This window comes from Paenibacillus sp. FSL E2-0178 (assembly GCF_038593005.1).
In the GTDB taxonomy this organism is placed as follows: domain Bacteria; phylum Bacillota; class Bacilli; order Paenibacillales; family Paenibacillaceae; genus Paenibacillus_AQ; species Paenibacillus_AQ phytohabitans.
Genome location: NZ_CP151953.1, coordinates 4962494 through 4984088 on the forward strand (window position 1 = coordinate 4962494; position 21595 = coordinate 4984088).

The following is a 21595-nucleotide window of genomic DNA, read 5'->3' on the forward strand; positions in this document are numbered from 1 at the left end:
GAAATAAGTCATATTGACTTCCAGAATGATAGTTGTATAATACACGTATATTGAAATGATTGTATCATACACCTATATTAGTGTGAAGCTAATGTTTATAGTGGTGGCAGTGCAGAGGAGAGAGCATACTTGGGTAATCAGACGGCAAAAAATTCATCATTCTGGCTTATTATTCTGGCCATCTTTTTCGGTAATTTCATGGCCATTCTCAGTACAACAACGATTAACGTTGCGTTCCCGGTGTTTCTGAAAGACTTCCATGCCGAGATCAGCACGGTGCAATGGATGATTACGGGTTATTTGCTGGCTACCGGCGTAATTGCTCCGGTCGTAGGGTATTTCGGCGACAAGTGGAGCTATAAATATCTCTATGTGTTTGCCCTGTCGGGTTTCACCTTGTTCTCCGGGCTGTGTACCGTGGCCTGGAGTATTCATTCCCTGATTATCTTCCGGACCCTGCAGGGAATATTCGGCGGGCTGATTATCCCGACGACGATGACAATGATTTATCAGTTTATCGAGAAAGAGAAGCAGGCATTCGCCATGAGCCTCTGGAGCCTGTCCTCCATGCTGGCGCCAGCCTTCGGGCCAACGCTCGGTGGCTGGCTCACCGGGTACTTCGGCTGGAAATCGCTGTTCATGATCAATCTGCCGATCGGCATCATCGCGATCGTGGTAGCGCTGAAATGCCTGCCGTTCCAGCGTCAGACCGCCAGCAGCAGAAGCTTCGATCTGCCGGGATTCGTAACCGTGATTCTGAGCAGCGCCTTTATTATTCTCGCCTTCAATAAGGGGAATGCCTGGGGCTGGACCTCATGGAAGACCTTATCCCTGCTGCTGATTGGCACAGCGGCCTTAACCTACTTCATCCGCCGGGAGCTGTCGCTGCAGGAGCCGCTGCTGAACCTTAAGGTATTCAAGCAGAGCCGGTTCACCTACAGTCTGATCATCAACTGTATTATTACTGTTGCGTTATACTCGGGGACCTTCCTAATTCCGGTCTTCCTGCAGGATATCCAGCAGTCCACTCCGCTGAAGACGGCGCTGGTGCTGCTGCCGGGCTCAATTGTGATGGCGGTCATGTCGCCGGTCGTCGGCAAGCTGTATTCCCGGATCGGCCCGTTCTGGCTCATTCTCAGCGGTATTCTGCTGCTGAGCGCTTCAACCTGGGAGCTTAGCCATATTACGCTGGCCGTTACACATACCCGTGTGGCGATGCTGATGGCCCTGCGCAATGTTGGCATTGCCCTGGCCTTCATGCCGGTGACGAATGCCGGGATGTCAGCCGTACCCAAGCAGATCACAGGGCATGCTTCTTCTGTGACGAACTGGGTCCGCCAGGCTACAGGCGCGTTGTCCATTGCGGTGTTCAGCTCCTTGCTCGCCTCCAGGTCGCTGGCCCATCAGCAGGAACTCAGCGGCGGAGCTTCTGCGGCAGGTGCGCTGATCAAGGCGCAGGCAATGACCCTGGGCGTACAGGATATTTTCCTGATCGCTACGGTGGTTGGCCTGCTGGCGATTCCGCTGACCTTTCTGCTGAGAAGCGGAATCGGCAAGGCTGCAGCAGCTCCTGTGCTGCAGGCCGGGGCCGGGAAGCAGAGGGCGAACAGGTAAAAGGGCTGCCGCTGAATATACAAACAACCGCCACTCCAGATTCTCGCGGATCAGAGTGGCGGTTTGCTGTGTATACATAATATAGATAGAAAGTTTCTACTGTAGGACAATCTGATAATCTTGTTTCAGATAGGCTCGAATCCGCTTGAAATCCGCTTCCGTAAGGTTAGCCAGCGGCTTATTGCGTTCCCGCCCAAGAATGATGCCGATGGTCTGTGCTGCCAGTGCGGTGGTCGGCATGATTCGCGCACTGCCGTAGGCCTTGATGCTGGCACCGACATTTTTTCCGGTCACCAGCACATTGTCATAAGACTTCAACTCGAAGGAGCGCAGCGGCAGTCCATAACGGTCCGGCTTGCCGTAGCCAATACCGGTAGGAATTGCCCGGGTACCCTGCAAATCTATGGAGTAGCCGCCGATACTCACATTATCCCAGAACATCCGACTATTCATCAGATCCGGGTAATCCAGGACATACTTAGTCTCATACCGGTTATAGTCACGGATATAGAGGTACTCCGGAAAGCCATTCAACTCTGCTTTGGCGAAGCCGGGAATATTCTTGCGCAAGAAGCTTAGAATGAAAGGAGCTTCAGCTTGCCCCCTCTGAACTGCGGACGCTACGGATTTGGGGTCTGAGGGGTTTACATCGTAAATCAGCAGCCCGTTGATGATTACCTGGCCGTTTTTTTGGTAGGTGGCATTCAATCCTCGTAGCCTCAGCTGCTTGTCCTTAGTGGTGTAGGTATTGGTAATATTGCTGAACCCGGTAGCGAAATGCCAGTCTACATAGGTATTGGGGCCATATTTCTTGCGCACATTCGTAAGCGGATAATCCTCCAGAATACGCTGGTGCAGCAGATTCCAATCTACATTTTTGAAATTGAGCATATAGGTAGCGGCCATATAATCCGGGTTCTTACCGTTATATATAGTCTCCATTCCCGGAATCCGGGCTTCCTTCAACTGACTGCTTAGGGCGTTGTAATCCGTATTCTCCACCCAGTAACGGGATTGAATTGTAACTTTGTTGCCTTCCTTGCCGTGGTACGTAAGCGAGCTAAGAGTTTTGCCGCTGCCTGCTGTCTTAATGTCTACATGATCCAGAACAACCCCGCTTTTCAGCGGAATTCCTTGAATGACCTTGTCAAAATACGTCTGGAAATCCGCTGCCTTGCGGATGGTTCCGGCTTTGTATCCGTTGAACAGGTTCTTGATTTCGCCTTGCACGAGACTTCGCTGCTTATTGTCATTCACGTCATCGAGGAAGAACATTTGTCCTTGGATCAATTCACCGCCCAGTTTGCTGCGGGGATCAAGCATCAGCACCTTCAGGCCCGCCTTAACGGCTTCCTTGGCGAGCAGTACGCCTTGAATTTCACTTCCGATAACAACGACATCATAGCTTGAAACGGCTGGTGAAGATGACGATGGCTTTGCTGCAGCTGCAATGGACAGGCTCGAACCCGAGAGCAGAATCAGTGCGGCGGCCAGGCAGATTGTAAAGCGGTATACTTTAGAGGATTGCATAAACATCAATTCTAAGTGCTCCTGACTGTGGTTGGATTTGGAATCTGTCCCTATTGTAAATGATAATGGGTTATTTTTGCTGTGCTGGAATTGTGGCGATTTGCCGCTGTAGCGCTTTCTCTTCGCATGTTGGGCGAATATGAGTTAGAATACAATAAAGCGAGCAAATAATAGGAGTTGTATACATGTCCAACAATGACGAAGTGTTTTTGACGAAAGAAGGTTTGGCCAAGCTCGAGGATGAGCTGAGAGAACTTAAGGGAGCAGGGCGCAAAGAGCTTGCAGCCCGGCTTAAGCTGGCGATCAGCTACGGCGATTTGAAGGAGAACAGCGAATACCACTCCGCGAAGGAGGATCAATCCTTCATGGAGACACGGATCATGATTCTGGAGAAGATGCTGATCAAGGCGCAGATTGTGGATTCCAGCAATATGGATCTGAGCACAGTCAGCGTGGGCTGCATCGTCATTCTGAATGATGTGGAATACTCCGAAAAGATTGAATATAGAGTGGTAGGGCCCGCAGAGGCAGATGTGCTGGACAACAAAATTTCTTACGAAAGTCCGCTCGGCAAAGAGCTGATCGGCAAAAAAGTGGGCGACATTATCAGCGTCAATGCCCCGATGGGCGTCATCAAATATGAGCTGCTTGAAATTAAAATGCTGTAATTCTAAAATCCTGTAATTCTTAAATCCTGTACCCTGCTTTAATAAGGGTACAGGATTTTTTGTCTAAAGATAAGAATTTATACGCTGCGCCTGATAACCGGTGGTGGAGATAGAGCCATTGGATCGAAATAGATGGAATTTCTCCACTTGCTTATGAGCGGAAGATTACCTGCCGGACAATAGTTGGAAAATCAGCACTTAATAGGCTGCATATAAATCAGAATAGAGAAAAGGCAGGAATTAAATGACGTTAATCCACTTAATTGCGGCAAAGGATCATAAAAAGCCGAATTAAGATACGTTTTTCCAACTATTACCTCAGAGTGGGATGCCTATGCCGTCAATTCCAGGTGAATGTCATGCACCTTGGCAGAGCAGGGTAGTGAGGTCTAATCTATCCCTTGGTAAGGTGCCGATTCTGCCCTTCGGGCGGAATATGTTGCAAAGACTGCAAGCGGTGAGCTGCCATAGGCAGTTTCTATTAAGGATATTGATTCCCGGTCTTAGACGCTCTTTGCCCCAAAGGTTATAGTAGGGAGTAACAAAAGAACAGAGGGGTCCTGGCTTGTGATTCAGACTGTACTATCGACACTTGTAGAGGTTATTGTGCCGCTGTCCATTCCGGTGGCCGCCGGGGCGCTGCTCGGACGTTATAAGAATCTTGACACGAAGCCCCTGCTGACGCTGTACCTGTATTTTCTCAGTCCGGCAATTATCCTGGATACGCTTGCTACGGCGGAAATCTCCTTCGATGATGTCTATAAGACGCTCGCATTCTCGCTGCTGAATCTGTTTCTCTTATGGGGGCTGGCTACCCTGATCGGCAAAATCCTGAAGCTGGCTCCGCCGGAAGCCGCCGGCCTGACGCTCATCTCCACCTTCACGAACAGCGTCAATTACGGTCTGCCGCTGGTGCTGCTGGCCTTCGGCCAGCTGGGCCTGGACAAGGCATCGGTCTATGTCATCGCCCAGATGGTGATTGTGAATACGATCGGCGTGTATTTTGCCGCCAGATCACAGTTCTCGGTGCGCAGCGCCGTGAAGTCAGTCTTCTCGCTGCCGGCCATCTATGCGGCCATTCTGGCCCTGCTGCTACGGGCGCTCGGCCTGCATATGCCGCATGAGCTGGCTTCGGGCGTATCGATGGCTGCAGGAGCCTACTCGCCGGTAGTGCTGGCGATCCTCGGCGCGCAGATGGTGAAGGTCCGGGCTGCGCATACGGAGCGCAATGTGCAGCTTGCATTCTGGACGGGGCTGACCGTCCGGCTGTTGCTGGCTCCGCTGCTGGCCGCGCTGGTGCTGCTCGCGCTGAACATTACGGGCACCTTATTCTCGGTGCTGCTGATTCTGGCGTCGATGCCGGTGGCCGTCAATTCCGTGGTGCTGGCCGAACGCTTCGGCAGCTCGCCATCACTGGTCTCGCGCTGTATTGTCTGGACTACGCTGGCGTCCTTCCTGGCTCTACCGGTGCTTATTGCTATGGTGGGCGGTTAGAGCTACAGAGACGGCAACGAAAGGGAAAACGGGGCAAAGAGTAAGAGTAAAGAGTAAGAGTAAAGATTGAGAGTAAAGAGTGAGAGTAAGGAGTAGGAGTAAGAGTAGGAGTAAGAGTGGGAGTAAGAGTAAAGAGTAAAGAGTAAGAGTAAAGAGTAAAAAGTGAAAGTAAGAAGTAAGAGTGAGGAGTACAGATTGAGAGTAAAGAGTGGGAGTAAGGAGTAAGAGTATGGAGTAAGAGTAGGGAGTAAGAGTACAGAGTTAGAGTAAAGAGCGAGAGTAAGAGTAAAGAGTGCAAGTAAGGAGTAAAGAGTAAAGAGTAAAGAGTGAGAGTAATGAGTAAGAGTAAAGTGTAGAGATTAATGAGTGAGATTAATGAGTGAGAGTAAAGAGTAGGAGTAAAGATTGAGAGTGAAGAGCGAGAGTGAGAGTAAGAGTACAGAGTTAGAGTAAAGAGCAAAGAGCAAAAGAAGCTCCCGTCTTCAGGGTGTGAAGGCGGGAGCTTCTTCTATTATCAGATATACAGCATGCTGCACATCAGGCTGGATACCTGGCGGAACGCCAACCGCTTAGAAATCGAAATTGTCTGGATCGGGACCGGTCCGCTGATCACGATTGAGGCTGTCAATGCGGTCCATTTCGGCGTCGCTCAACTCTAAATCGAACAGGGAGGCATTCTCGATGATCCGCTGTTCTCTGGTTGATTTCGGAATGGTGACGATCCCATGCTGCAGATCCCAGCGCAGGATGATCTGGGCAACGGACTTGCCGTGGCTGGCGGCGATTTCCGTTAGCACCGGCTGATCCAGCAGCTGGCCCTGCATCAGCGGAGCCCATGCTTCGATCTGGATGCCATGCGTCTTAGCGAAGCTCCGCAGCGGCTGCTGGGACAGATAAGGATGCAGCTCAACCTGATTGACCATCGGCTTGATCTCCGCATCCTGCAGGATATCCTCCAGATGATGAATCTGGAAATTGCTGACGCCGATGGCTTTGACACGGCCTGCTTTATAGAGGGCTTCGAGCGCTCTCCAGGATTCCTTGTATTTGCCCTTCACCGGCCAGTGAATGAGATACAGATCCAAATATTCTAGACCCAGCTTCTCAAGACTGGCCTCGTAAGCGGCAAGGGTCTCTTCATAACCAAGGTCTGCATTCCAGACCTTGGAGGTTATGAACAGCTCTTCGCGGGCCAGCTTGTTCCCGGCCATAGCTTCCCTGACTGCTTGCCCTACCCCGCGCTCATTGGCATAGACTGCGGCCGTATCAATGCTGCGGTAGCCGTGGGCAATTGCAGACTTCACTGCCTGCACCAGCCCGTCGCCGTCCTCTACCTGAAAAACTCCGAGTCCAACCCACGGCATACTCACGCCGCCCTGAAGTATAGTTGTATCTTGCAAATGCTGTGCCATATCGAATGACCTCCTGAAGGAATAGTGTAGGTACGGGCAAAATGTTGTACGTAGTGCAGCTTTGATTCCTTGATATCCGGATTTTCTAAAGGAATGTTGTATTAAATACAATAATTTCTTCGATAAGCCGCTTAGAAGACGAGAAATGCTGCATTTCATACAACAATCTTAAAATTTGCCCGGAATAAAGAGGGAAATGTTGTATTTTGGGCAGGATTTTAAGAGCAAGGTGCTCTCCCCGTCACAGCCAGCGAGTTAATACGAGAAAAGGATTGCGGCAGCTATAGCCTATAATCAGACCATGCATACCGCTTGACTGCACACATTGCCTCTTGCGGCGCACACAGCACTTAGCTTAAGCAGCTTCCGTCCGCTGCATAATCTCGTCTCTGTTCTCCAGTGCCCGGCTCCAGGCCGTGAGCAAAACGGCCCCGAACACCATGACTGCGCCTACCCAGGCGGTGTGGATCAGTCCCATATGATCGGTGACCAGGCCGCCGAGGTAGGCTCCGATGGCAATGCCTGCATTGAAGGCGGCAATGTTGACAGCAGAGGCGACATCTCTGGCGCCGGGCGCGAATCGGTCAGCCAGCATTACTACATAGACCTGCAGCCCGGGGACGTTCATGAAGGCGAGCAGCCCCATGAAGAAGATGGTGATCAGGGCAGCGGTTTTGAATGGAGCCGTGAAGGTGAGGATCAGCAGCACGGCGGCCTGCAGGGCGAACATATAGAATAAGGCGTTCATCGGCTTGCGGTTCGCTGCTCTGCCGCCGATCACATTGCCGATGGCAATGGCGATACCATAGACGAGCAGGATCACAGCGACCGTCTTCTCCTGGAAGCCGCTGATCTCATGCAGCAGCGGGGAGAGATAAGTGAAGACGACGAACGTTCCGCCGTAGCCCAGGGCTGTAATGGCAAAAGCCAGCAGCAGCCGGCCGTTCGTCACCAGCTTGACCTGCTCGCGCAGCGGTGTGCGGGTCCCCTTGCGGAGTCCGGCGGGCACCAGAATCAGATTGGCGATCAGCGCGAGGATGCCGATCACGACAATGGCGGTGAAGGCGGCCCGCCAGCCCAGCTGCTGTCCGAGGAAGGTGCCAAGCGGCACGCCGGTGACCGTGGCTACGGTAAGGCCGGTGAACATAATGGAGATGGCGCTGGCCCTGCGGTTCTCGGGCACCAGGTCGGCGGCGATGGTGGAGGCGATCGACATGAACAGGCCATGCGAGAGGGCGGATATTACCCGGGCGGCCAGCAGAGTGCCGATTCCGCCAGCAGCGGCCGCAAGACTGTTACCGGCGATGAATACGAGCATCAGCAGGAGCAGCAGTGTTTTGCGGGAGACTCTTGTGGTCAGCGAGGTTAACACAGGTGCACCGAAGGTTACACCGAGCGCATACAGAGTAACGGTTAATCCGGCGGTGGTCACGGATATATTCAGGTCATCAGCAATGAGCGGCAGCAGCCCGACACTGATAAACTCGGTTGTTCCTATCGCAAAGGCGCTGATCGCCAGAGCCAGCAGCGCGAGGGTACTTCTTTTTGTGTCCAGAGACATGTTCTTCACTCCTACTATGGTAATCACCGGCCGGTAAGTGCTATTATGGAGTACAGATACGCAAATGGATAGTACGTACTTTAAAGTACTATAGGTACCAAAAAGTACCCATAAACTACCCTGAACTACCCGCTGAGCGACACATAAAGGGATGTACAGTGAGCATACAGGAGGTAATATAATGGCTAAAAAATATAATATTTCGGTCGAGGCTACGCTTGAGGTCATCGGGGGGAAGTGGAAATGCGTTATACTCTGCCACCTGACGCATGGCAAGCTGCGGACGAGCGATCTGAAGCGGCATATGCCGAATATTACGCAGAAAATGCTGACCCAGCAGCTCCGCGAGCTGGAGCAGGACGGCATCGTCAACCGGATCAGCTATAACCAGGTTCCGCCCAAAGTGGAATATGAGCTGAGCGAATACGGACAGACGCTCGGGTCCATTCTGGACTCCCTGTGCGCGTGGGGAGAGCAGCATATTATTAAGGAGTATGGCGATAAATTCGCTGTGCTGGAGGACAATGTGCTGAATAACAAGAAGGTGGAGCTGCTGCCCGGCGGTGTGGAATAAGGCGCAGCAGACCTATGAGCGTACACAAAGAACCGCAAGCCCCGAAGGCTTGCGGTTCTTTGATATGCCTGGTATCCGGCCAGCTGCAGAAATAAACGCTAATCCGGTTGTCCTTCACCGACCTGAATCGTGAAGATAAAGACGGCCCCTTGTTCAACATCCGGTCTAGCGTAGATTGTTCCGCCCATCAGGTCGACCAGCATTTTGCAGATGGACAGCCCGAGTCCGGTGCCCCCGAATTTACGGTTGATCGTAGCGCCGATCTGGGTGAACGGCTGGAACAGGTATTTCATTTTGTCCGCAGGAATGCCGATGCCGGTATCTTCAATAATGAACTCAAGCTCCATTACCCTATCCATCGCTTGCCGGAGATGAACCCCTACCTTAACGCCGCCCGAGTAGGTGAACTTAATTGCATTGCCGATCAGGTTGTTCAGTACCTGGCGCAGACGGTTGGGATCTCCAACGAGCAGCGCGGGAATGGCCGGGTCGATGAAGGTCTCCAGGGCCAGATTGCGTTCCTTGGCGAGTGCCCGGAAAAGATCAACGGTTTCCTTGATGCAGGAGTGGAGGTTGAACAGCTCATAGTCCAGCTCCATTTTGCCGGATTCAATCTTGGTGAAGTCCAGGATATGATTAATGACAGACACCAGTGCGTGGCCGCTTGTATGAATGATTTCGGCCATTTCCAGATCATCCGCCGCCAGCTCAGAGGTCCGCAGCACATCCGACATGGCAATAATTCCGTTCAGCGGTGTGCGGATTTCATGGCTCATCATGGCGAGGAAGCCGCTTTTGATCCTTAAAGCGACTTCGGCAGTGTCCTTCAGCTCGGTCAGAACGCTATTCGCCGCCTCCAGCTCCTGGGATTTAAGCTGCAGCTCTTTGCGGGTCCGATAGAGGCGGACGAAGCCGTCAATTTTGCTCTTAAGCACGATCGGATGGAAAGGCTTGGTCAGGAAATCTATAGCTCCGGCTGAATAGGCCATCATATAGTTCTCCAGCTCTGAAGTCAGCGCGGTGAGGAATATAATCGGGATGTCACGTGACTTTTGACGCGCTTTGATCCGCTTCGCCGTTTCGAATCCATCCATGTCCGGCATGAGCACATCCATAATAATCAGGGCGAACTCCTGCTCCAGCAGACATTTCAGGGCCTCCATGCCGGAGGTTGCACCAATCAGCTGATAAGGTGTGTCGGCCAGCAAAGCCTGCATAGACAGGAGCTCATCCGGCCGGTCATCGACAAGTAAAATATTAATAGGGTAATCCATAATTCCTCCTACTGAATCAACCATAATTTCAGCACACTCACCAGCTGTGTCGTATTGATCGGCTTGGATATATAATCGTTCGCTCCGGCCTGCAGGCATTTGACCCGGTCTTCCTCCAGGGCGCGGGCGGTCAGCGCGATAATCACCAGCTGGTCATACTCCGGTCTGAGCCGGATATGCTTCATGGTCTCGTAACCATCCATCTCAGGCATCATAATATCCATGAATACGAGCTCAACGCCCGGGTGTGTCTCCAGATGCTCCAGGGCTTCTTTACCGTTCTGGGCAAAGCTGATCTCCATATTATAACCTTCGAGCACACTGGATAACGCAAAAATATTACGCATATCATCATCCACAAGCAGAATGCTTTTTCCGGCAAAGGCCGACTCCGGATTGTGCAGATTCTCGATCAGCTGCTGCTTATCCAGCGGCAGGTCAGCATGCTTGCGGTGGAGGTATAAGGCTGTGTCATCGTAGAGCCGTTCCATAGACCGTACATTCTTGATGACAATGCTCTCGGCGTAGTGCTTGAGGCGCTGCTCATCGGTCTTGCTGAGATCCTTGCCTGTATAGATAATGACCGGCAGGGTTTGCAGCTTACGGTTGGTTTTGACCTGCTCCAGCAGATCGAAGCCGGAAATATCCGACAGGCCTAAGTCCAGCACCATGCAGTCAAAATGATGACTGGCCAGATGCTCCATCGCTTCCCTGCCTGTGCCGACCGCAATAATGTTCACATCGGGATGCGCGATGAATTCGACAAGGCTGCTGCGCAGAATCTTGTTGTCTTCGACAATCAGCAGGCTCTTCACCGGACGGCGGATATACGTCTCAATCTGCAGGAAGGCTGCTTCCAGCTCGGCATAATCACTTGGCTTCTTCCAGAAGGACAAGGCGCCCATCGCCAGGCTCTGCTGATTCTCCTCGGCTGTCGAGATGACATGCACCGGAATATGGCGCAGCTCCGGCCGGCTCTTCAGCCGGTTGATAATCGACCAGCCGTCCAGGACGGGAAGATGCAGATCCAGCAGGATGGCGTCCGGCTTGTAGGCATGTGCCAGCGCCAGACCCTGATCGCCCTGGAAGGCGACGATCGCCTTGAAGCCCCGGCTGCGCGCCAGTTCAAGCAGCATAGTGGCGAATTCCGCATCCTCCTCTATGATCAGCAGGAGGGTGTCGCCGGGGAGCAGATTGCCGCGGTCATCCTCCATCTCGGCATATTGCAGCAGCTTAGGATTCGAGATGGAAATATCGGGAACGAACGATTCCCGGAAAGCCGGATTCTCCCGGCTGCCGGTCTCGGAACCCGGCATATCCGCAGTGGCTGCGGCTGCAAAGGTAGCGGCAGCCAGCGCCTGTGCGTCCTCTCCCGGCTCAACTGCAGGAATAATCAGCGAGAAGGTACTGCCTTTGCCTTCAACGGAATCCACTTCAATTCTTCCGCCCAGCAGGGTAGCCAGCTCGCGGCAGATCGTGAGTCCAAGACCGGTGCCGCCGTATTTGCGGCTGGTGGTGCCGTCCGCCTGCTGGAACGCTTCGAAGATGCTCCCCAGCTTGGAGGCGGCAATCCCGATGCCGGTATCGCTGACAGCGAAGATTACTTCATCGCCGCTGGTACGGATGGACAGGGAAACGGAGCCTTGCTCCGGAGTGAACTTAATAGCATTGGACAACAGATTATTCATGATCTGCTGCAGTCTGTGGCCGTCGGTCATCAGATGGTCAGGCAGCCTGCTGTCTGAATGGACATCGAAGCGGAGATTCTTTTTCTTGGCCTGCTGTTCAAAATGCCGGAAGACATGGTTGCTGAGGTCCTGTAAAGAGACCGGTTCAAGAACAGGAGTCATTTTGCCGACCTCCAGCTTGGCCAGATCGAGAATCTCGTCGATCAGCTGCAGCAGATCCTTGCCTGCGGAGAAGATGGTATGCACATATTCCAGCTGTTTCTTCTCAAGATTGCCTTCCTTGTTCTCGGCGAGAATCTGCGAGAGAATCAGCAGGCTGTTCAGCGGTGTGCGCAGTTCATGCGATACGTTGGCGAGGAATTCCGATTTATACTGGGCAGCCATGAAGATTTCCTGGGCTTGCGCCTGAATTTCTTCCTTCTGCTGCTCAGTAAGCCGGACTTGGAGCAGCAGCTGATCATTGGAGGCGGCTAGCTCTTCTTTCTGGGTCAGAAGCTCATCGGCCTGAGCCTGGAGCTCGTCCGTCTGGGACTGAAGTTCTTCCGTTTGAGCTTGAAGCTCCTCAGTCTGGGCCTGGAGTTCTTCTTTCTGCTCCAGCAGTTCGTTCGTTTGGGCTTGAAGCTCTTCAGCCTGATCGGCAATCTCGGCCTTTTGGCGTTCTGTAAGCTGGAGCTGCTTCTGCATATCGCGGTTCGCGGCCGATAATTCATCGGCTTGTGCCTTGATCTCTGTTGATTGCCGGCTGGTAATCTCCATTTGCTGCTGGAGCTCCAGATTGGAGGCGTACAGTTCTTCCGTCTGCTGCCTCAGCTCATCGGCCTGGGCTTCAATCTCGGCTTTTTGTTCCTCTGTCAGCTCCATTTGCGCCTGAAGCTCTTCATTGGAGGACAGCAGGCTCTCGGCCTGCATCTTCAGCTCTTCCCCCTGGTCCTGCAGCTGCTCAGTCTGCATACGCAGTTCCTCGGTTTGGGCCATAAGCTCTTCGGTCTGTGCCTCCAGCTCCTGGGTTTGCGCCGTCAGTTCCTCGGTCTGCGCTTCGAGCTCATCCTTCTGCAGCCGGGTTTCGCTCAGCAGCTCTTCAATTCTGGCCACGTCGGCCAAAGTATTGATCAGCACCCCCATGTTCTGGCCGGTCCGCTCGATCAGCTCGTGCTCCTTGGAGCCGAACGGGTGCAAAGCGGCCAGCTCCATTACGGCGACCACTTCCCGCTCATGCATGATCGGAACTACGATAAGCGAAGATGGGGAAGCTTCACCCAGCGCGGAATGGACTTTGATATAATGCTCCGGAAGATTCTCCAGCACGAGGGTCTGCTGATCCACCGCGCATTGTCCGACCAGTCCGCTGCCCAGCTGAATGGGTTCGCGGCGGCCTGCCGACTCGTCAAAGGCATAGCCGGCTGCGAAGTTTAGCTGACCGCCCTGCTTCAAATATACGGCTCCATAGCTTCCGCCGACAGCGGCAGCCAGCCTTCCGATAAATACACGCGCTGCCGTCTGCAGATGCACCGATCCTTGAAGCTGCATAGCCATCTCTGACACTTGTGTATTAATCCAGGCCTGCTCCTCCGCTTTCATGCGCAGTTCGCGTTCTTCAGCGGACCTGTGGTGAAGATCGGCTGCCAGCTTGTAGTAAGAAGCTGCGAGCAGTCCGAATTCATCCTTGCGTACGGTTGCCGCGGCTGCAGGATTAAGCGTCCCGTCGGCGATATCCCGGGAGATGTTCGTAATCCGGTCCAGCCCGTGGTCAATATTCCGCTGAATGCTGAAGATGAGGCCTATTCCAATCAGAATCCCGCCCCCGCTTAATCCATTAATGAAGATACGCGGAATGCCTTCCAAATAGAGTGAAGATATAATAATCATACTGCCCAGCAGCAGTATAGTAACCGATGTTGCTAACCAAACCTGTTGTTTAATCCTCATAGTTCGCCGCCTTTGTTCAGTTAGTACTACTAAATATATATAAGTATACTTTTAATAGACGCCCGGCGATATAGAGGACACAGAGAAAACACCGAAAAACCTGATTTTTACAAGGTTTCCGGTGTTATTTTCCAGTATAAAAGGATTGAATTTCCCGGCAGGCGGCGTCAGCGCCGCCGGCTGCCGCCCTGACGCCGACGGGCAGCAGCACGGTTCGAAGCATGGCCGCCTGCACCGCCACCGACCGCCTGCTGCTGCTTGGATCCGGGACTCTCGATGGCGGCATTGGTCCCGCCCGAGCTGTAGGTTCCGCTGCCGCTGCCGACCTGTGTGGCGGAGGAGCTACTGCTGCCCCCCGGGAGCTTCACGGTCTGGTTGTTTACGACGATGACAATCTCCTTCTCTCCGGCACGCGGATGAATCAGGGGGGCGTGATGTCGTCTGCCACGCTGTCCCTTACAGCCTTTATTGCCCTTACTGCCCCTGCTGCCTATATTCGCCGCCGTCCCCCCGGCTCCGACACTCTCCTGCTGGCGGGTATAGGGCGAAGCAATGGCTGCATTGCTGCCCGCTGCGCTGCTCCGGCCGGCGCCGCTGGCAATCTGTGTGGTATTGGCTGCGTTGGTATATTGGTTATTGATAACAAACACCAGCCGGCTGATGCCGGCCAGCGGGGTGCGGGTAACAATCCGCTGCTTCCCTTTTTGAATAATGACAGTTATCCGGTCTTTTTGCTTAGCCATCCGTATCATGCCTCCCTGCATAGGTTTTCCTTATCATTAATGCGCGGAGGAAGGAAGGGTGAGGAATACAGGCGCTGCGACCCCATAAACAAACGGTTGCCTAGTGAGCAGGGAGAATCGATGATGAAATACGCGTGTATTTCATGAAACACTTTGAAATCCACAGCAAATATACTTAAAATTTTGCTTGTAAGGATCATACAGAGCGTGTAAGATATACGAAGGTTTTTAAAAACAGACTTATCATAATACCTCATATAATCTTGGGAATATGGCCCATAAGTTTCTACCGGATGACCACTGTAATTATCCGACTATGAGTGAAATAGCGCATCTAGGGTTCCGTTTCTTGTGCTGCGGCAGGGGAAGGACTGGTCCAAGCGATGCGGACACGCTTATGTGTTACACCACTAAGGGACAAAAACCCAGAAGGACAGATTCACTTGAGAGAAACACTCAAGGGGATCTGTCTTTTTTATTTTAAAGGAGGAAGAATCGCTGTAATGAAAGTACTGGAGGAACGCATAAGACAAGAAGGCTTAATTCTATCGGAGACTGTGCTGAAGGTAGACTCGTTTCTGAACCATCAGGTGGACACGGAGCTTGCGCTGCAAATCGGGCAGGAATTCAAAGCTATCTTCGGAGACCAGCCCATCACCAAGGTGCTGACTGTAGAGGCCAGCGGCATCCAGTTCGCCATGGCTGCAGGCATTGCGCTGGGTGTACCGTTTATTTATGCCAAGAAAAAGAAGGCTGTTACCCTCTCCGAGGCGGTCTATTCCGCACCGGTGCATTCCTTCACCCGTCAGGAAGACTACCTGATCAGCATCTCGCAGAAGTACCTCGGACCTGGCGACAACGTGCTGATTGTCGATGACTTTCTGGCTACCGGTGCAGCGCTTGTAGGCCTATGCGATATCGTGGAGGAGTCCGGGGCGCAGCTGATGGGAGTCGGCTGTGTCATTGAGAAGAGCTTCCAGGAAGGACGCAGCCTGCTGGAGCAGCGCGGAATTCCGGTACATGCCCTGGCGCGGATTGCTTCGATGTCTCCGGGGGAAGTTCACTTTATAGATAATCCCGGCACCGGCAGTGCCCGTGCGGAAGAATTAATTAAGGAGAGTGCAGGATGCTAAGCAAACAGAAGATATTCGCCCTCGGGCTTCAGCATGTGCTGGCTATGTATGCCGGAGCTGTGATTGTGCCGCTGGTGGTCGGCGGGGCACTGAATTTGAACGGAACGCAGATGGCGTATCTGATCGCAGCGGATCTGTTCACCTGCGGACTGGCAACGCTGCTGCAGATTATGGGCAGCAAGTATTTCGGAAGCGGACTTCCCGTTGTACTCGGCTGTACCTTTACCGCAGTCAGCCCGATTATCGCTATCGCTTCAGGCTCCAATCTCCCGACAGCGTACGGGGCTATTATTATCTCCGGTCTGTTCGTTGTACTGGCAGCCCCGATATACGGGAAGCTGCTGAAATTCTTCCCTACAGTAGTAACAGGCTCCGTAGTAACTATCATCGGGCTCTCGCTGATCCCGGTAGCGATGAATAATGTGGCCGGCGGACAGGGCAGCGCTGATTTCGGCCAGCCCCGCAATCTGCTGCTGGCCCTGATTACACTGCTCGTAATTCTGGCGGTTAACCGCCTGACTACAGGCTTCCTGCGTTCCGTATCTGTACTGGTAGGCCTGGTTGTCGGAACCGTAATCGGCTATGCCATGGGCATCGTACATTTCTCTACAGTGACTACGGCCTCTTGGGTGAGTGTGGCCCAGCCATTCTACTTCGGCTGGCCGCAGTTCAGCATTACGGCGATCTTCACGATGATTATCGTTAATATTGTGTCCATGGTGGAATCGACGGGTGTGTACTTTGCCGTGGGCAAGGCAACGGACCAGCAGGTAGAACAGAAGCAGATCGTGAACGGCCTGCGTTCAGAAGGGCTTGCCATTATGCTCGGCGGATTGTTTAATGCGTTCCCTTATACGGCGTTCTCCCAGAATGTCGGCTTGCTGTCGCTGACCCGGGTGAAGACGCGCAATGTTATTTTTGCCGCCGGCGGAATTATGATCGTGCTCGGGCTGCTGCCGAAGCTGGCAGCGCTGACTACAGTCGTGCCGAACGCGGTGCTTGGCGGGGCGATGATTGTCATGTTCGGATCGGTTGCCGCATCCGGCATGTCGATTCTGTCGGATGTTGACCTGCGTAAGGACGGTAATCTGCTGATTGCCGCCTGCAGTATTGCTGTCGGTCTCGGCTCTGCAGTGCTGCCGTCCATGTTCGACCAGCTGCCGGAGTTCGCCAGAATGCTGCTGCAGAACGGGATCGTCTCCGGATCTCTGACAGCAATTATTCTTAATATCTTTCTGTCCAAAACCCAGGAGAGCACAGCTTCCGCAGTCGCCGCTCCGGAGGTAAAGTAAAATATTCCTAAAATTTTAATCTAATAAGATAAGCAGCCGATTCCGAAATAAATGGGAATCGGCTTTTTTTATTGCACTTAAATAAACAGAATTTAATGTATAATTTATACAATGACAGCTAGAAGGGAATGGCATGGGGCATGAAAAAATATTGGCTGAGTATTCTAGGCAGTCTGGTGCTGGTGTTGATCCTTCCATTGCTCTCTATCCTCCAGACTCTCCATATAAACCGCGAAATGCCGCAAGCCCGGCAAGGGATGATCGATCTGCGCAGCTGGGACTTCCGCAAAGACGGTGTTGTGAAGCTGAACGGGGAATGGGAGCTGTACCGCGGTGCGCTGCTGATGCCTGAGGCGTTCTCCCCGGAGCGGAAGGACCCGGGCATGCCTGCCGTGTCCGGAATGGTTCAGGTTCCGGGGAAATGGAATCCTTATATATCCGTCACCGGTGAACCCGCAGCCAAAGGGTACGGCACTTACCGTCTGCAGGCCAGGATTGCCTATGGGGAAGCCGTAATATACGGTCTGCGCACCAGCAACATCCGTACGGCAAGCCGGGTCTTCGTGAACGGGCAGGAGATTGGCAGCAGTGGCAGCCCCGCCCCTATGGCTTCTGAGGGGAGGCAGAATAATATACCCTATACGGGGTTTGCTTCGGTGACCGGAGATACCATGGAGATTATTGTACAGGTGGCGAATTACAGCTACTCCTCCGGCGGTATCGTTCTGCCGATTGTCATCGGTGATCAGGCCTCTATTCTTAAGCACCGCGAATTTGCGCTGTTTGTAGACGGCGGAGCGCTGTTCGGATTTATTATTCTTTCTTTATTCCTGCTGATGTTCTCCAAGGTAAGAGAGAGCCGGGGGGTCACCCTCTATCTGGGTCTATTCTGCATGGCGGCCTTTGTCTACATTCTGACCCACGGCGAGAAGCTGATCGCGGCTGGGCTTCCAGGGCTTCCGTATGAAGTTGTGCTCAAGCTGCAGCTGGCTTCTTCCACGCTGGTCTACTATTATCTGCTGCGCTATGTCGCCAATTCCGTGAATTACCCGATGTCTATTGCAGTCATTAAGGCCTCTAAAATGATTACGAGCGTGCTGCTGCTGATCTCTATATTCATGCCGGCCTATCTGTTCAGCTATCTGGAGGGCCTGCTGCTGACCTGGGGCTCGGTAAGTATCGGCTTTGTGCTCTACTCTATGGTTCAGGGGACAAGACGGAATCCGAAAAATATGTTCCTGATGATGGTCAGCATTGAGAGTCTCAGCGTCGTTATTATCTGCTATCTGGTCAGCTTTATGAACCTGTCATTCAGCTATTTTATAATCTCTTACGAGATTGTCCTGTTCGGATTCGTTCAGGCGATTATTATGACCCGGCAATATGCGTCGTCTTTCCTTGAGGTGGGGCAGCTGTCACGCAGGCTGCAGACACTCGATGGCTTGAAGGACGATTTCATCTCTGACACTTCCCATGAGCTCCGTAAGCCGCTGCAGGGAATGGTCAACATGGCCCAGACACTGGCGCAGGGTGCGGCAGGTTCCGTGAGCAGTGCCCAGAGTGAGCAGTTGCTCATGATTGTCTCGACGGGCAAGCGGCTGTCTGCCTTAATCAATGATATGTCTGACTTCGCGAAGCTGAATCACGGCTCGCTCTTTCTGCGCCGGCAGGCGGTGGATCTCCGCACCGCGGCTGTCTCTATTATGGAGGTGACGCGCCAGGTATACGGAAAGGACAATCTTGAATTCCGCCTGGACCTGCCCGGCAATCTTCCCCTGCTGGAGACGGATGAACAGCGCCTTGCTCAAATTCTGCATAATTTATTGTCAAATGCCGTCAATTATACGCCTCAGGGCGTGATAACGCTGTCTGCAGAGGTTAAAGAAGAGTATGTTGCCATTCTTATCACGGATACGGGGCAGGGGATTGCTCCTGAGCGTTTGCATTCCATCTTTGATGCCTATGATCCAAGCGGACCCGCAGCCCAGAAGGCCTACCGGGAAAACGGCCTCGGTCTCAGCATTACCCAGAGGCTGGTTGAGCTGGCCGGGGGAGAGATAGAGGTGCATTCGGAGCTGGGGCAAGGCTCTGTCTTCCGCTTCACGCAACCTATCCTGCGGAGAAGCAAAGCTCTGCTGGAGCAGGAGTATCTGGAAATTACCGGATGGGAGACGGCAGCGGCAGTCCAGCTGCCGGGAGAAGAGCCGGTCCTTCCGCCGCCTGCGGAATGCTGCTTCATTCTGGTTGTGGATGATGATCCTGTCAATCTTCAGGTGCTGGTTAATGTGCTGCAGCTGGAGAACCATTCGGTGATTACGGCCAGCAGCGGGGCCGAAGCTATAAATAAAATACAGCAGTATCCTGAACTCGATCTTGTCATTGCAGACTGGGTGATGCCGGAAATACCCGGATTGTTATTATGCAAAACGATCCGTGAACGGTTTGTTCTGTCGGAGCTGCCGATTCTGGTGCTGATGGCGAGCAGCCGCCCCGAGGATATCCAGGCTGCGTTCGAGGCCGGAGCCAATGATTATCTGAGCAAGCCGGTGGAGCTGCGCGAGTTCAGGGCGCGTGTGCAGACACTGCTCGATATGCGCAAGTCTGTCCGGATATCCGTTCAGGCGGAGATTGCCTTCCTGCAGGCCCAGATCAAACCGCATTTCTTGTATAATGCGCTCAATGCGATCATCTCCGTATGTCCGGTAGACCCGGATAAGGCCACTGATCTGCTGCTGGATCTCAGCCAGTACCTGCGGAGCAGCTTTGACTTCCAGAACCGGGGACAGACCGTTCCTGTTGAGAAGGAGCTGGGGCTGGTTCAGTCCTATCTTGCCCTCGAGCAGGCGCGGTTTGACGAGCGGCTGAATATCGAGTTCGATGTCCCGGACGATATTATGGGACTGGTTCCGCCGCTCAGCATTCAGCCGATTGTAGAGAATGCCGTCAACCACGGGCTGATGCAGAAGGAGGCTGGAGGGACAGTGCGGCTGTCGATTCAGCTGCTGCCCGGCCAGCTTGTGGTTGCCGTCAAAGATGATGGTGTCGGGATGTCTCCTCAGCGGATAGCGGAGGTTCTGTCAGAAGAGCGGACAGAGGGCGGTATCGGACTGCGGAATATTCAGCGCCGGCTGCTCAAAATGTACGGAACAGGCCTGAGTATCCACAGTGTTCCCGGCCAGGGGACGGCGATATCTTATACAATTCCCAGGTAAGCGACAACTCGAGAACGATGACATGAGGTGAGTCCTTTCAATGAAAGCGATACTAATCGATGATGAAAAGCCTGCATTGCAGCATCTGGAGCGCCTGCTCCTGAAAGACGGACGTCTGGAGATTACCGGCAAGTATACGTCGGCTAGACGGGGACTGGAGCATCTGGAGCGGGAGAAGGCGGATATCGTCTTCCTGGATATAGGCATGCCGGAGATGAACGGGCTGGAAGCCGGCGAATATATTGCCGGTCTGGACCGGAGCACGCGGATTGTCTATATCACAGCATACAGTGAGTATGCTATTGAGGCTTTTGAACTGAACGCTGCCGACTATCTGCTGAAGCCGGTAACCTCCCAGCGCCTGAGCAAGACGCTCGAACGCCTGGAGATTCGCATAGAGCAGAATGAAGCGCGTGTGGAGACGCCCCCGGAGCCTGCAGCTGCCGTCAAGCAGCTCTCGATTCTCTGCTTCAAACGTCTCGAGTTCATGGACAGCACGGAGCCCGGGCGCAAGATGCAGTGGAGAACCAGCAAAGCGCAGGAAGTGTTCGCCCTGCTGCTCCATAACCGCGGCCAATGGATTCTTAAGGATACCATTGTGGATTGGGTCTGGCCGGACTTCCAACCGGAGAAGGCAGTAACCAACCTGCATACAACGGTGTACCATATCCGTAAACTGCTTAAGGCCTGGGATATGGACGTGCAGGTTGAGTTCTCGCAGGAGCGGTACAGGCTGACCAAGGAGAATGTGCTGCTTGATCTGGAAGAGTTCGAGCAGGGATACTGCAGTACCTCTGTGGAATCGGAAGAGGAATGGGCGCGCAGAGAAGCGGTGCTGAGTCTGTACCGCGGAGATTATCTGGAAGAGCATCATTATGACTGGGCAGAAACGCGGCGCAAGGAATTGCAGATCCGCTTCATCCGCATGTCGCTGCATTCGGCCGAATATGAATTATCCTCCGTACGTCCCCGGCAGGCACTGGACAGGCTGCTGGTTCTGCAGGCACTGGACCCGTATTCCGATCAAATCTGCCGGCTGGTGCTGAGAAGTTACGCCGACCTGGGGGATTTCATCGGGTTTAGGAAACACTATGATAAATATAAGGAATTGCTGCAGCGGGATTTAGGCATCCGGCCGGATCATGTCATAGACAGCTGGGTCCAGAAGGTGCTATAAATCAGCCGGGGGCATTCATCCTAAGGACATTGCCATTATTATTTGTTAGGCATAGAATTTAGTTGAGCCTGAACAGATAATATAGATAGGGATGGAGTAATGAACGACAAAGTTGTAATGCCCCTATGGACCTTTTGCCTGTTTATCGTTGTTATGAACACCACTATGTTTAATGTATCGCTGCCCACAATTATTCAGGATCTGCACATATCAGCGGACCTGGGCTCGTGGATCATATCGAGCTATTCCATCGGTTATGCCCTGTCAACTGTGATCTACAGCAGGCTGCCCTGACCT

At 53.1% G+C, this 21595-nt stretch carries 15 protein-coding genes and 1 riboswitch; of the genes, 9 read left to right on the forward strand and 6 right to left on the reverse strand.

Translation table 11 applies throughout. From position 1 onward, the window contains the following. Window positions 1-129: 129 nt before the first annotated feature. Window positions 130-1614, forward strand: coding sequence for an MDR family MFS transporter (locus MHI42_RS21660; protein ID WP_342420627.1), 1485 nt, complete (start codon window positions 130-132; stop codon window positions 1612-1614). Window positions 1615-1710: 96 nt separating this feature from the next. Here MHI42_RS21660 and MHI42_RS21665 read toward each other — a convergent pair whose 3' ends face one another. Next, window positions 1711-3150, reverse strand: a complete 1440-nt coding sequence (locus MHI42_RS21665) for an FAD-dependent oxidoreductase (protein WP_342424779.1) — start codon at window positions 3148-3150, stop codon at window positions 1711-1713. A gap of 179 nt (window positions 3151-3329) precedes the next feature. On the opposite strand from MHI42_RS21665, the gene greA reads away from it, so the two are divergent. Then, window positions 3330-3812 (forward strand): transcription elongation factor GreA, encoded by a 483-nt coding sequence (gene greA / locus MHI42_RS21670; protein ID WP_042140416.1) that lies wholly within the window; start codon window positions 3330-3332, stop codon window positions 3810-3812. A gap of 567 nt (window positions 3813-4379) precedes the next feature. Next, window positions 4380-5306 carry an AEC family transporter gene (locus tag MHI42_RS21675; protein ID WP_039294905.1) on the forward strand — a complete coding sequence of 309 codons (927 nt, stop codon included), beginning with the start codon at window positions 4380-4382 and terminating at the stop codon, window positions 5304-5306. Between the two features lie 569 nt (window positions 5307-5875). Here the strand turns inward: MHI42_RS21675 and MHI42_RS21680 are convergent. Together MHI42_RS21680 and MHI42_RS21685 are read right to left on the reverse strand one after the other, a co-directional pair. After that, window positions 5876-6718 (reverse strand): aldo/keto reductase, encoded by an 843-nt coding sequence (locus MHI42_RS21680; protein WP_342420628.1) that lies wholly within the window; start codon window positions 6716-6718, stop codon window positions 5876-5878. A 355-nt stretch (window positions 6719-7073) separates the two neighbouring features. Beyond that, window positions 7074-8279: an MFS transporter gene (locus tag MHI42_RS21685; protein ID WP_342420629.1), complete on the reverse strand. Its 1206-nt coding sequence runs from the start codon at window positions 8277-8279 to the stop codon at window positions 7074-7076. Between the two features lie 178 nt (window positions 8280-8457). Here MHI42_RS21685 and MHI42_RS21690 point away from each other — a divergent pair, with 178 nt between their 5' ends. Beyond that, window positions 8458-8853, forward strand: coding sequence for a helix-turn-helix domain-containing protein (locus MHI42_RS21690; RefSeq protein ID WP_144026064.1), 396 nt, complete (start codon window positions 8458-8460; stop codon window positions 8851-8853). Window positions 8854-8951: 98 nt separating this feature from the next. On the opposite strand, the gene MHI42_RS21695 is transcribed toward MHI42_RS21690, so the two are convergent. From MHI42_RS21695 to MHI42_RS21705, 3 genes are all read right to left on the reverse strand, one after another. Next, a complete protein-coding gene (locus MHI42_RS21695; RefSeq protein WP_342420630.1) occupies window positions 8952-10127 on the reverse strand; it encodes an ATP-binding protein in 1176 nt (391 codons plus the stop codon). Between the two features lie 8 nt (window positions 10128-10135). Further along, window positions 10136-13741, reverse strand: coding sequence for a response regulator (locus MHI42_RS21700; RefSeq protein WP_342420631.1), 3606 nt, complete (start codon window positions 13739-13741; stop codon window positions 10136-10138). Between the two features lie 167 nt (window positions 13742-13908). After that, the gene (locus tag MHI42_RS21705) at window positions 13909-14484 is read right to left on the reverse strand and encodes a hypothetical protein (RefSeq protein ID WP_342420632.1); all 576 of its coding nucleotides are present in this window, start codon (window positions 14482-14484) and stop codon (window positions 13909-13911) included. A gap of 233 nt (window positions 14485-14717) precedes the next feature. Next, a riboswitch (purine riboswitch) is annotated at window positions 14718-14821 on the forward strand. Window positions 14822-14987: 166 nt separating this feature from the next. Between MHI42_RS21705 and MHI42_RS21710 the strand changes: the two genes are divergently transcribed. From MHI42_RS21710 to MHI42_RS21730, 5 genes are all read left to right on the forward strand, one after another. Further along, window positions 14988-15617, forward strand: coding sequence for a xanthine phosphoribosyltransferase (locus tag MHI42_RS21710; RefSeq protein ID WP_171719155.1), 630 nt, complete (start codon window positions 14988-14990; stop codon window positions 15615-15617). After that, on the forward strand, window positions 15611-16909 hold the full coding sequence (locus MHI42_RS21715; RefSeq protein WP_039304744.1) for a nucleobase:cation symporter-2 family protein: 1299 nt from the start codon (window positions 15611-15613) through the stop codon (window positions 16907-16909). The genes MHI42_RS21710 and MHI42_RS21715 overlap by 7 nt, the downstream gene beginning before the upstream one ends. 140 nt (window positions 16910-17049) lie before the next feature. Beyond that, window positions 17050-20121, forward strand: coding sequence for an ATP-binding protein (locus tag MHI42_RS21720; RefSeq protein WP_342420633.1), 3072 nt, complete (start codon window positions 17050-17052; stop codon window positions 20119-20121). A 40-nt stretch (window positions 20122-20161) separates the two neighbouring features. Further along, window positions 20162-21298, forward strand: a complete 1137-nt coding sequence (locus tag MHI42_RS21725) for a response regulator (RefSeq protein ID WP_171719153.1) — start codon at window positions 20162-20164, stop codon at window positions 21296-21298. A gap of 99 nt (window positions 21299-21397) precedes the next feature. Beyond that, window positions 21398-21592 (forward strand): MFS transporter, encoded by a 195-nt coding sequence (locus MHI42_RS21730; RefSeq protein WP_246354467.1) that lies wholly within the window; start codon window positions 21398-21400, stop codon window positions 21590-21592. The last annotated feature ends 3 nt before the right edge of the window (window positions 21593-21595 follow it).

What these genes read in the sequence shown, in the direction of transcription:
- MHI42_RS21685 (WP_342420629.1), bottom strand. Translation starts at nt 8,279, where the DNA reads ATGTCTCTGGACACAAAAAGAAGTACCCTCGCGCTGCTGGCTCTGGCG.
- MHI42_RS21710 (WP_171719155.1), top strand. Translation starts at nt 14,988, where the DNA reads ATGAAAGTACTGGAGGAACGCATAAGACAAGAAGGCTTAATTCTATCG.
- MHI42_RS21705 (WP_342420632.1), bottom strand. Translation starts at nt 14,484, where the DNA reads ATGGCTAAGCAAAAAGACCGGATAACTGTCATTATTCAAAAAGGGAAG.
- MHI42_RS21700 (WP_342420631.1), bottom strand. Translation starts at nt 13,741, where the DNA reads ATGAGGATTAAACAACAGGTTTGGTTAGCAACATCGGTTACTATACTG.
- MHI42_RS21715 (WP_039304744.1), top strand. Translation starts at nt 15,611, where the DNA reads ATGCTAAGCAAACAGAAGATATTCGCCCTCGGGCTTCAGCATGTGCTG.
- greA (WP_042140416.1), top strand. Translation starts at nt 3,330, where the DNA reads ATGTCCAACAATGACGAAGTGTTTTTGACGAAAGAAGGTTTGGCCAAG.
- MHI42_RS21720 (WP_342420633.1), top strand. Translation starts at nt 17,050, where the DNA reads ATGAAAAAATATTGGCTGAGTATTCTAGGCAGTCTGGTGCTGGTGTTG.
- MHI42_RS21695 (WP_342420630.1), bottom strand. Translation starts at nt 10,127, where the DNA reads ATGGATTACCCTATTAATATTTTACTTGTCGATGACCGGCCGGATGAG.
- MHI42_RS21730 (WP_246354467.1), top strand. Translation starts at nt 21,398, where the DNA reads ATGAACGACAAAGTTGTAATGCCCCTATGGACCTTTTGCCTGTTTATC.
- MHI42_RS21680 (WP_342420628.1), bottom strand. Translation starts at nt 6,718, where the DNA reads ATGGCACAGCATTTGCAAGATACAACTATACTTCAGGGCGGCGTGAGT.
- MHI42_RS21665 (WP_342424779.1), bottom strand. Translation starts at nt 3,150, where the DNA reads ATGTTTATGCAATCCTCTAAAGTATACCGCTTTACAATCTGCCTGGCC.
- MHI42_RS21725 (WP_171719153.1), top strand. Translation starts at nt 20,162, where the DNA reads ATGAAAGCGATACTAATCGATGATGAAAAGCCTGCATTGCAGCATCTG.